The sequence below is a fragment of the Promineifilum sp. (SeqCode) genome (assembly GCF_041918635.1).
Lineage (GTDB): Bacteria > Chloroflexota > Anaerolineae > Promineifilales > Promineifilaceae > Promineifilum.
The window spans coordinates 1-8,988 of the sequence record NZ_JAYRVJ010000645.1 but is presented as its reverse complement, the minus strand read 5'-3'; the positions used below and the strand labels follow the sequence as shown (position 1 = coordinate 8,988).

Below are 8,988 nucleotides of genomic sequence, written 5' to 3'. Positions count from 1 at the left end.
TCATGCCTGGCCCTCGCTGCCGAACAGCCGGAAGTAGTGCTGCGCCATGGCGATCACGTCGTCGCGCACGGCGCTGATGAGCTTGATGGGGTTGTATTCGTGCGGCTTGGCCGTCAGGTAGTTGCCGAAGCCGTCGGCATAGGTCTTCTTCAGGTCAGTGGAGATGTTGACCTTGGCCGCGCCCAGGGCGATCAGCCGGTGGAAGACATCGTCAGTCAGGCCGCTGCCGCCGTGCAAGACCATCGGCATGGCCGTCGCCGCCACCAGCCGTTCCATGTGGTCGAAGCGAATGACGGGCGTGGCCTTGTAGAAGCCGTGGGCCGTGCCGATGGCCGGCGCGTAGCAGTAGATACCCGTCTCGCGAATGAACTCGATGTCCTTCTCGAAGGGGATGGCCGCCCCCTCCTCCTCGCTGCCCACGTCGTCCTCGACGCCGCCCACGGCCACCACCTCGCCCTCGACGCTGGCCCCATACTGGTTGGCGAACTGCACGATGTCGCGGGTGATGGCGAAGTTCTCGTCGTAGCTCAGGGCCGAGCCATCGAAGAGGACGGAGTTCCAGCCGGCCTCGATGCACGCCTTGGCGAAGGCGGGGTCGGGGCAGTGGTCGAGGTGCAGGGTGACGGGCACGCTGGCCCGGCCGGCCATGTGGGCGAACACGTCCTTGACCACGGGAATGCCCCAGTATTTGACGGTCTTGACGGAAATCTGAATGATGAGGGGGGAGCGGGAACGCTCGGCCGCCTGGATCAGGGCGTCGGTGGTGAGGTCGTCGATCGCGTTGAACGCGGGCACGCCATAACGCCGGTGAAAGGCCGGATCCATGATCTCCGGCAAGGACACGACGGTCATCCCAAGAACTCCTCTCGCCTGAGACCGTCGCGCCGGGGGAATCGGGGGCAGTTCAGGCGAACTAACGGGTGAGTGTGTTGGTGGACGAATAGCGGTCGCCGCGGTTGTGACAGATGGCGAATTCCAGCGGCGTGCCGTCTTCGCTGTAGACGGTGCGCAGTTTGTAGAGGATGGGCGCTCCTTCTTCGACGCCCAACAACTGCGCCATCTCCTCTTCAGCCAGGCGCGCCTCAACCCGTTGCACGGCGCGCTTGACCGAGAAGCCGTGATCGCTCAGGCACTCCCACAACTGCCGGGTGCTCAGGTCGGCCTCCAGCAAGTCGGGGAATAGCCGGTAGGGTACGTGTTCGTCGTGCACGCTCAGGGGTTCGCCGTCGGCCAGACGGAGCGTGCGCACCCAGATGATCGGCTCATTCTCGCGCAGGCCGAGGGCGCGGGCCACCATCAGCTTGGCCCCGATGACTTCGCGCGACAGCACCTCCATCTTCGGTTCGAACCCTTCGGCCAGGGCAGCATCGAAGTAGCTGACCAGGCGATTGTGGTCGCGTTCGATATGGCGGTGGGCGACGAACGTGCCCACGCCGCGCCGGCGATAGAGGACGCCTTCGTCGATCAGGTCGAGGATGCCGCGACGGATGGTCATGCGGCTGGCGCCCAGCAGGACTGCCAACTCCTCTTCAGGGAGCAGTTTCTCGCCGGGCTTCAGGACGCCGCTGGCGATCTCTTCGCGAATGGTCTCGCGAATCTGGGCGTAGAGGGCCGCTCCCTCGGCGGACGTAGATGTCATGGCGAGCGGGTGCGGTTATGTCTATACAACTCAGGGAGAATGTATATTCAGGCAGCCGGAGTTGTCTATACAACTCATTCTAATGAGCCGGTGAGGGTTTGTCAAGTCCAGACCTGTCAGGTCTTAGCGCTGCGCCGCAACCCGGCCCCTACCAGCCCCACCCCCACCCCGGCCAGCAGCCCCGCCCCGGCCCACAGCGGCAATTGTCCCCACACCCAGGCGATCTGCGCCGCCGAATACTCCGGGCCGTGGGCGTGCAGGCCGGTCTTGAGGGCCATCAGGAACAGCGTCAGCAGGGGAAGGCCCGCGCCAAAGGCCAGCCCGGCGGCGGCGGACAGCCCCACGCGGCGCGCTCCGCGCCACGCCCCGCCATTCACCCGTTCGAGCAATCGCCGCGACAGCACGCGCCACAGGGCCAGCGCCAGCAGCGCCGCGGCCAGCAGCAGGTCGCGGATGGGCGCGCCCTCCAGCGCCAGCCAGACGGCGGCGTAGAGGCCGGTCAGGGCGACGGCCAGCCGCCAGGCGCGGGCATGGTTGATGGACTTGTCCATAGTAGCTAGAATGTGCCGCACGTGTAGGCCTGAAAGGTGGGGGCATTGCGCCAACGCCCCCACCTGTCAGGTCTGCTAACCAGATAAGGAGAACCCATGACAACCGATCCTATCAAAGAAGCGCTGCACCGTCTGCCCTATGGTTTCTACAGCATCACGTCGCGCCACGGCGACGAGGTCAACGCCATGGTCGGCAACTGGCTGACGCAGGTGTCGTTCACGCCGCGATTGATCATGTTCGCGCTGGCGAAGAAGGCGTATACCCACGGCGTCGTGGAGGCGGGCGGGGTGTTTGCCGTCAACTTCTTCAACCGCGGCGACCAGGAGAGCATGATGCCCTTCACCAAGGCGCGCGCCCGGCGGCCGGACAAGATGGACACCGCCCAGTGGACGCCCGGGCCGGAGACGGGCTGCCCCATCCTGGCGGGCGCGGCGGCCTACGTGGAGTGCCGCGTCCACCAGCTGGTGGACGTGGGCGGCGACCACGATCTGCTGGTGGGCGAAGTCGTCGGCGCGGGCATCCTGAAGCCGGGCGGCGAGGGGACGACGTTGATGTTGCGGGATGTGGGGTTTAGTTATGCGGGATAGGAGGCGGGGGAGCGGGGGTGCGTCAGAGTGCGCACCGCGTTCACCCGCGGTCGTCCGCATTTGAGGATGCGGACTCTGAATCTCCCCCGCTCCCCCGCCCCCCTGCCCCCCCGCGCTTCGATCAAGGCGCGGCGGGTGTGACAGAAGGCGTCGGCAGCAAGTAATACCCCTTGGGAACCTGCTGCTGATAGGGCGCGGCGGGGGGCGGGGTCTGGTCGGTGAAGACGATGTCGGTGAAGCCCAGACCGCCCAGGAAGTTGCGCATGTAGCCCTGGGCGTTGGCGTTGGCCCGGTCGAGGATGTCGCTGCCGGCGGCGGCCTCGCGGATGGACGCCTCGGCCGCCTGGCGCACCTGGGTCTCCAGGGCCGGGTCGGCGCTGGTCAGCAGCCCCTTGTCCCGATCGGCCACGTAGGAACGCTCGTTGTCTAGGGCGGGGATGTCCTCGAAGATGGCCGCCGGCGGCAGGTGCACCATCACCGTGTCGGGATCGACCACGACCAAATCTTGGGCGGTCATCTGGCTGAAGTCCACCCCGGCGTAGACCTTGCCGTAGGCGACGAAGATGAGCTGTTCGCCCAGCAGCGCGCCCAGCAGGCCATCGGGCGTTGAGTCGGCGGTGACGATCTTCTCCATCTCGTAGGAGGCCGTCTCCAGCCGGGACAGGTCGTTGATCTGACGCACGACGGTCACGGGGTCGGGCAGGATGACCGGCGTAGCCGGCACGAACAGCTGCCGGACGCGGTCGCCGATAGGTTCGGCGACGGCTGCCGCGCCGTCGTTGACGGTGTTCACCAGCCGGGCCACGGCGAAGGCCAGGAAGCACAGCATGACCACAAAGGCGGCGACGAGGCCGTAGATGACCAGCCGCGCCCGCGAGCGAGGCTTGGCGGCTTCGGCCTTCTCTTCTTCCACTTGTTCTACCGGTTCTAGCTCAGTCATCTCTCCAACTTTATCCCGCGCAGTGATGCGATAACACGATGAAGCCACTCATATGATAATCGGTGTGCATATGCATAACCTTAACCTAATACGCCATTTGGGGTATTTCGATGCGCGGCGGGGGATTTGCTCACCCGGCGCTAAAGAGCCAGGCGCGACGCGCCGCGGATGTCGCCCCCCAATTTGCCACGCTTCCTTTCGTTTACGCTATACTATCCGTATGGATCGCCTACTCACCACCATCCCGGCCCACTACGATGGCACCACCATCCAGCTGGACGTGCCCGTTGCGCTGGAGCCTAACGCGCGGCTCCTGGTGACCATCCTCGACCCCGCCGAAGCCGCACCGGACCTGGTCTATGCCATCATGTCCGCCTCGTCCGCCTCCCTGGCCCGCATTTGGGACAACGACGAAGATGCCGTCTATGACACCTATTGAGCCAGGCGACGTACTGCTCGTACCGTTTCCCTACACTGACCAATCGGCCACTAAGCAACGCCCGGCCGTGGTGCTCAGCAGCAAAGCTTACAACCTGGCCCACGCCGATCTCATTCTCGCGCCGATTACCGGGCGCTTTGGCGGCGAGGACGAGGTGCGGCTGATTGCCTGGCAAAAAGCGGGGCTTGCTAGACCCAGCGCCGTCAAGCCGCTGCTCGCCTCCTTTGAAGCTTCCCTTATCCGGCGTAAGCTGGGCCGGTTGGAGCCGAGAGACTTGGCGGCGGTTCGCTCCCTGTTTGTTCGTGTGCTTGGCCTGTCTCGCGCCCGCTCGCCTCGCGCTTCGTAGTGTCAAGAACCGACCGCGCTGCATGACCGGGCAGTGGCCCTGGTCGCCCCGATGGAACTCACTTGCCGCGGCCGGTGAATCGCGGACAATTGCGCGCATGGTCGTCGCCACGTGCGTCATCACCCTGGAATTGGCCGGCGTGCACTCGCTGAAGGAAAAGCGCAGTATCCTCAAGTCCATCCTGGCCCGCTTGCGGCAGGAGTTCAACCTGTCGGTGGCCGAGGTGGACGGCCACGACGTGTGGGGCATGGGCGTCATCGCCCTGGCGGCGGTGGGCAACGACAAGGGCCACCTGCACGCCCTGCTGGAGCGCTCCGTCGCCTGGCTGGAAGAGCAGCGGCCAGACGCGCCCATCCACGACTATAGCATCGAGTTCCGCTAACCCATGAGCCTGTATCTCATCCTGCTCTGGCTGACCGCCCTCGTCCTGCCTCCGGCGCAGACGGACGGCCTGACGCTGCGCGCCCGCGCCGGCTACGACCGGCTGTACAAGGACGGGGCAGCCGTGCCCGTCGTCGTCAGCGCCCGCAACGACGGCCCACCCCTCGAGGGGGAGATCCGCGTCATCGGCGACGACCTGGGCGGCGAGCCGCTCGTCTACACCGCGCCCATCAGCCTGCCCACGCAGTCGGACAAGCGCGTCACGCTCATCGTCCACCCGCCCTCCTTCGGCGGCAGCTTCGCGGTGCAGCTGGTCAGCGGCGAGACGGTGGTGGCCGAAACGGAAACAGGCTCGCTCAACGTCGTCCCGCGCGACGACCTGTTCTATGGCGTCGTCAGCGCCGACCCCGGCGGGCTGTCCTTCCTGGAGACCGTGCCCGGCGCGCGGCCGGACGCGGCGGTGGCCTTCCTGGAGCTGGCCGACCTGCCGGAGGTGTCGAGCGCCTGGAACGGGCTGGACGTGCTGGTGCTCGACGACGTAGACACCAGCCGCCTGACGGCCGGCCAGTTGGCGGCGCTGCGGGCGTGGATCGAGAACGGCGGGCAGCTGGTGGTAGCCGGCGGGGCGGGCGGGCCGCGGACGGCGGCAGGCGTGGCCGGCCTGCTGCCGGTGGAGGTGGCCGGCGTCTCGTCGGTCGAGGCGCTGCCGGCGCTGGAGGCGGTGGGCGCGGCGGCGGGCGGCGATGCGCCATTCAGTTCGCCCGGCCCCTACGTCGTCACGGAGAGCGCGCTGGCCCGCGGCGAGCTGCTGATCCACCAGGACGGCCTGCCCCTGCTGGCCCACAGCGGCCTGGGCCGGGGCGGCGTCTTCTTCCTGGCGCTCGACCCCAAGGCCCCGCCGCTGGCCGGCTGGGAAGGGGCGGAGGCGGTGTGGGGCCTTATCGCCGCCGCCGCGCCGGGCCGCGCGCCGTGGGGGGTGGACATCCAGGATGGCTACGCGGCGGTGCAGTCGGTCTCGTCCATTCCGGGCTTACGGCTGCCGTCCATCGGGTCGCTGCTGCTGTTCCTGTTTGTCTACACACTGGTCATCGGGCCGGTCAACTTCCTGGTGCTGCGCCGGCTGAAACGGCGCGAGCTGGCCTGGGTAACCATCCCGGCGCTGGTGCTGCTGTTCAGCGCCATCACCTACTTCACCAGCTTCCGCACGCGCGGCGGCAGCCCCATGCTCAACGCCATGTCGATCGCCTACGGCTCGGTCGAGGCGGAGCGGCTGCGAACGCAGACGGTCATCGGCCTCTACTCGCCGCAACGCGCCCGCTATGACCTCTCCCTGCCCTACGACTCGGTCGCCTTCCCGCTGCAAGAAGGCTTCGGCGCGGCCCCGGCCGGCGGCAGCCTGGAGGCCATCGCCCGCGCCGGCGGCATGACACTGGCCGGGGTGCGCACGGACACCAGCGAGATCGCCACCTTCCTGGCCGACGCCCACCTGCCGCGGCCGGCCATCTCGGCCACGGCGGCGCTGTCGGCCGAGGGGGACGCGGTGGCGGTGGAGGTGCGCAACGACACGGGCGCGACGCTGGAGAACGCGGTCATCCTCTACGGCGAGAACCAGTACGCGCTGGGGAACGTAAACGCCGGGGAGACGCGCAGGGCCAGCGTGCGGCTGGTGGGCGTTCCCACCGCCTTCCCTACGGTGCTACCCTATCCACTCGCGGCGACGCCCGACCCGCTCTTCCCGACGCCCATCCCCGTGCCCATCAACCCGCTGGTCTTCGATCCAGCCCCCATCCTGGGCGCGGTGGATTACTTCAACGACCCGGTGGCCTACCCGCGCTGGCAGCTCATCCAGGCGATTTACTACGCGGGCGGGACGGGGGCGGTGCGCGTGCCGCCGGCGACGGAGATGGTCACGCTGGGCGGCTGGCTGGACGGCAGCGCGCAGCCGCTCGACGCCGGCGGCGCGGCGGTGACGCGGACGGGGGCGACGCTGGTGTTGTTGGAGGTTCTGGTGGAAGAGGGCGGGGGAGAAGAAAGCGGGGGTGCGGGGGTGCAGGGGAGCGGGGGAGAGTAGCCCTCTGCTCCCCTGCTCCCCTGCCGGGCAAGAGATAGCGATGCCAGACATGATCAAACTACAGGGCCTCACCAAACGCTACGGCGACCTGACGGCGGTGGCCGACCTCGACCTGAGCATCGGGCCGGGGGAGGTCTTCGGCTTCATCGGCCCCAACGGCGCGGGCAAGACGACGACGATGCGCATCCTGACCACGCTGCTGCGGCCGACGGCCGGCCAGGCGTGGGTCGCCGGCCACGCCGTCACCGGCGACCCGCGCGCCGTCCGCCGCGCCATCGGCTACATGCCCGACTTCTTCGGCGTCTACGAGGACATGAAGGTCTGGGAGTACCTGGACTTCTTCGCCGCCTGCTACGACATCCCGGCGGCGGCGCGGCCGGGGATGATCGATGACTTGCTGGCGCTGGTCGACCTGGCGCACAAGCGGGAGGCGTACGTGGAGACGCTCAGCCGGGGCATGAAGCAGCGGCTCTGTCTGGCGCGCACGCTGACCCACGACCCGCAGGTGCTCATCCTGGACGAGCCGGCCAGCGGGCTGGACCCGCGCGCCCGCATCGAGATGCGCGAGTTGCTGCGCGAGTTGCAGCGCATGGGCAAGACGATCTTCTTCTCGTCCCACATCCTGTCGGAGGTGGCCGACATCTGCACCAGCATCGGCATCATCGAGAACGGCCGGCTGGTGGCGGCGGGCAACGTGGAGACGATGATGCGCCAGTTGCGCGCCCACCGGCTCATCACGGTGCGCTTCGTGCCCGGCGCGGGGGTGGACGTGGCCGCGGCCGGGTTGTGGCTGCGCGGCGAGCCGGAGGTGCTGTCGGTGGCGCTGCCCGACGAGGCGGGGCTGCCGCCGGAGGCGCTGCGGCTGGACTTCAGCGGCGACGACGCGGCGCTGAGCGGGCTGCTGGCGCGGCTGATCGAGAGGGGTCTGCCGGTGGTGGCCTTCAGCGAGGAGAAGGGCGACCTGGAGGACGTGTTTATGCAGGTGACACGAGGGACGTAAGAGGAACACAGAGAGACACTGAGATCGGACACAGAGTTCCACAGAGAAGAGCTTCCCTCCTCCTCAGTGTCTCTCTGTGTCCGCGCTCTGTGTCTCTCTGTGTTCCTCTCGCTCATCCGCAGATTACGCAGATCTTAAGAAAAAAGAGATGGTGGAAACGAGTTCTTCAAAAGGAAACCTGATCGCCCGAACAACGGCCTGGCTGAGCAATCCGGTGGCGGTGAAGGAGCTGCGCGGGCGGATGCGGGGGCGGCGGGCGTTCGCCGTGCTGACGCTCTACCTGGTGGTGCTCAGCGCCGTCATCGCCCTGGTCTATCTGACCTACGTCTCCGGCGCGGCCGGGCCGGGCAGCTCGGCGGCGCGCACAGCCGGCAAGGGGCTGTTCGCCGCCGTGCTGGCTGTACAGGGCTTCCTGGTGCTGTTCATCGGCCCGGCCTTCACCGCCGCGGCCATCAGCGGCGAGCGGGAGCGGCAGACGTTCGACCTGCTGCGGACGACCCTGCTCCCGGCCGGGTCGCTGGTGCTGGGCAAGCTCATCTCCGCCCTCAGCTACGTCTTCCTGCTGGTGCTGGTGTCCATCCCGCTCCAGAGCATCGCCTTTCTGCTGGGCGGGCTGTCGCTGACGGAACTTATCCTGTCGCAGATCGTCATTCTGGTAGCGGCGGTGGCCTACGCGCTCTACGGGCTGTGGTGCTCGGCGGCCATGCGCTCGACGCTGGCGGCGACGGTGGCGACCTTCGCCGGGACGCTGTTCATGACGGGCGGCATCCCCCTGCTGGCGCTGGCGGCGGTGGTGGTGCTGAACCCGCTGTTCGCGCGCGTGTCGATCAGCGGGACGTGGCTGGAGGCGGCGCTGTACTACGTCGCGCTGGCGCTGGCGGCGGTGAATCTGCCGGCGACGCTGGTGGTCAGCGAGTTGCTGCTGTTGCAGGAGGACGCGCTATGGGTGTACGAGCAGAGCCTGGTGACGCGGTCGATCTGGCTGTTCTCGCCGTGGTGGGTGTTCATTCTGCTGCACGCGCTGGCGGCCGTG

Annotated in this window: 11 protein-coding genes; 7 read left to right on the top strand and 4 right to left on the bottom strand. The window is 67.8% G+C overall.

The genetic code is table 11. The annotated features are described in order from the left end of the window. From ACE3UY_RS19010 to ACE3UY_RS19000, 3 genes are all read right to left on the bottom strand, one after another. Window positions 1–852: a ketose-bisphosphate aldolase gene (locus tag ACE3UY_RS19010; protein ID WP_374689056.1), complete on the bottom strand. Its 852-nt coding sequence runs from the start codon at window positions 850–852 to the stop codon at window positions 1–3. Between the two features lie 61 nt (window positions 853–913). Beyond that, window positions 914–1,639, bottom strand: coding sequence for a GntR family transcriptional regulator (locus ACE3UY_RS19005; protein ID WP_374689055.1), 726 nt, complete (start codon window positions 1,637–1,639; stop codon window positions 914–916). 116 nt (window positions 1,640–1,755) lie between these two features. Continuing rightward, a complete protein-coding gene (locus tag ACE3UY_RS19000; RefSeq protein ID WP_374689054.1) occupies window positions 1,756–2,190 on the bottom strand; it encodes a hypothetical protein in 435 nt (144 codons plus the stop codon). Between the two features lie 96 nt (window positions 2,191–2,286). On the opposite strand from ACE3UY_RS19000, the gene ACE3UY_RS18995 reads away from it, so the two are divergent. Continuing rightward, window positions 2,287–2,778, top strand: coding sequence for a flavin reductase family protein (locus ACE3UY_RS18995; protein WP_374689053.1), 492 nt, complete (start codon window positions 2,287–2,289; stop codon window positions 2,776–2,778). Between the two features lie 121 nt (window positions 2,779–2,899). On the opposite strand, the gene ACE3UY_RS18990 is transcribed toward ACE3UY_RS18995, so the two are convergent. Further along, complete coding sequence (locus ACE3UY_RS18990) at window positions 2,900–3,718, bottom strand: DUF4230 domain-containing protein (protein WP_374689052.1); 819 nt, start codon at window positions 3,716–3,718, stop codon at window positions 2,900–2,902. A gap of 220 nt (window positions 3,719–3,938) precedes the next feature. Here ACE3UY_RS18990 and ACE3UY_RS18985 point away from each other — a divergent pair, with 220 nt between their 5' ends. The 6 genes from ACE3UY_RS18985 to ACE3UY_RS18960 form a co-directional block, all read left to right on the top strand. Beyond that, window positions 3,939–4,157 carry a hypothetical protein gene (locus tag ACE3UY_RS18985; RefSeq protein WP_374689051.1) on the top strand — a complete coding sequence of 73 codons (219 nt, stop codon included), beginning with the start codon at window positions 3,939–3,941 and terminating at the stop codon, window positions 4,155–4,157. After that, window positions 4,144–4,503 (top strand): type II toxin-antitoxin system PemK/MazF family toxin, encoded by a 360-nt coding sequence (locus tag ACE3UY_RS18980; RefSeq protein WP_374689050.1) that lies wholly within the window; start codon window positions 4,144–4,146, stop codon window positions 4,501–4,503. The genes ACE3UY_RS18985 and ACE3UY_RS18980 overlap by 14 nt, the downstream gene beginning before the upstream one ends. A gap of 97 nt (window positions 4,504–4,600) precedes the next feature. Next, on the top strand, window positions 4,601–4,885 hold the full coding sequence (locus ACE3UY_RS18975; protein WP_374689049.1) for a DUF503 domain-containing protein: 285 nt from the start codon (window positions 4,601–4,603) through the stop codon (window positions 4,883–4,885). A gap of 3 nt (window positions 4,886–4,888) precedes the next feature. Next, window positions 4,889–6,955, top strand: coding sequence for a hypothetical protein (locus tag ACE3UY_RS18970; protein ID WP_374689048.1), 2,067 nt, complete (start codon window positions 4,889–4,891; stop codon window positions 6,953–6,955). Between the two features lie 49 nt (window positions 6,956–7,004). Further along, complete coding sequence (locus ACE3UY_RS18965; RefSeq protein ID WP_374689047.1) at window positions 7,005–7,955, top strand: ATP-binding cassette domain-containing protein; 951 nt, start codon at window positions 7,005–7,007, stop codon at window positions 7,953–7,955. A 148-nt stretch (window positions 7,956–8,103) separates the two neighbouring features. After that, on the top strand, window positions 8,104–8,988 hold an 885-nt coding region (locus ACE3UY_RS18960; RefSeq protein ID WP_374689046.1), incomplete at its 3' end, for an ABC transporter permease.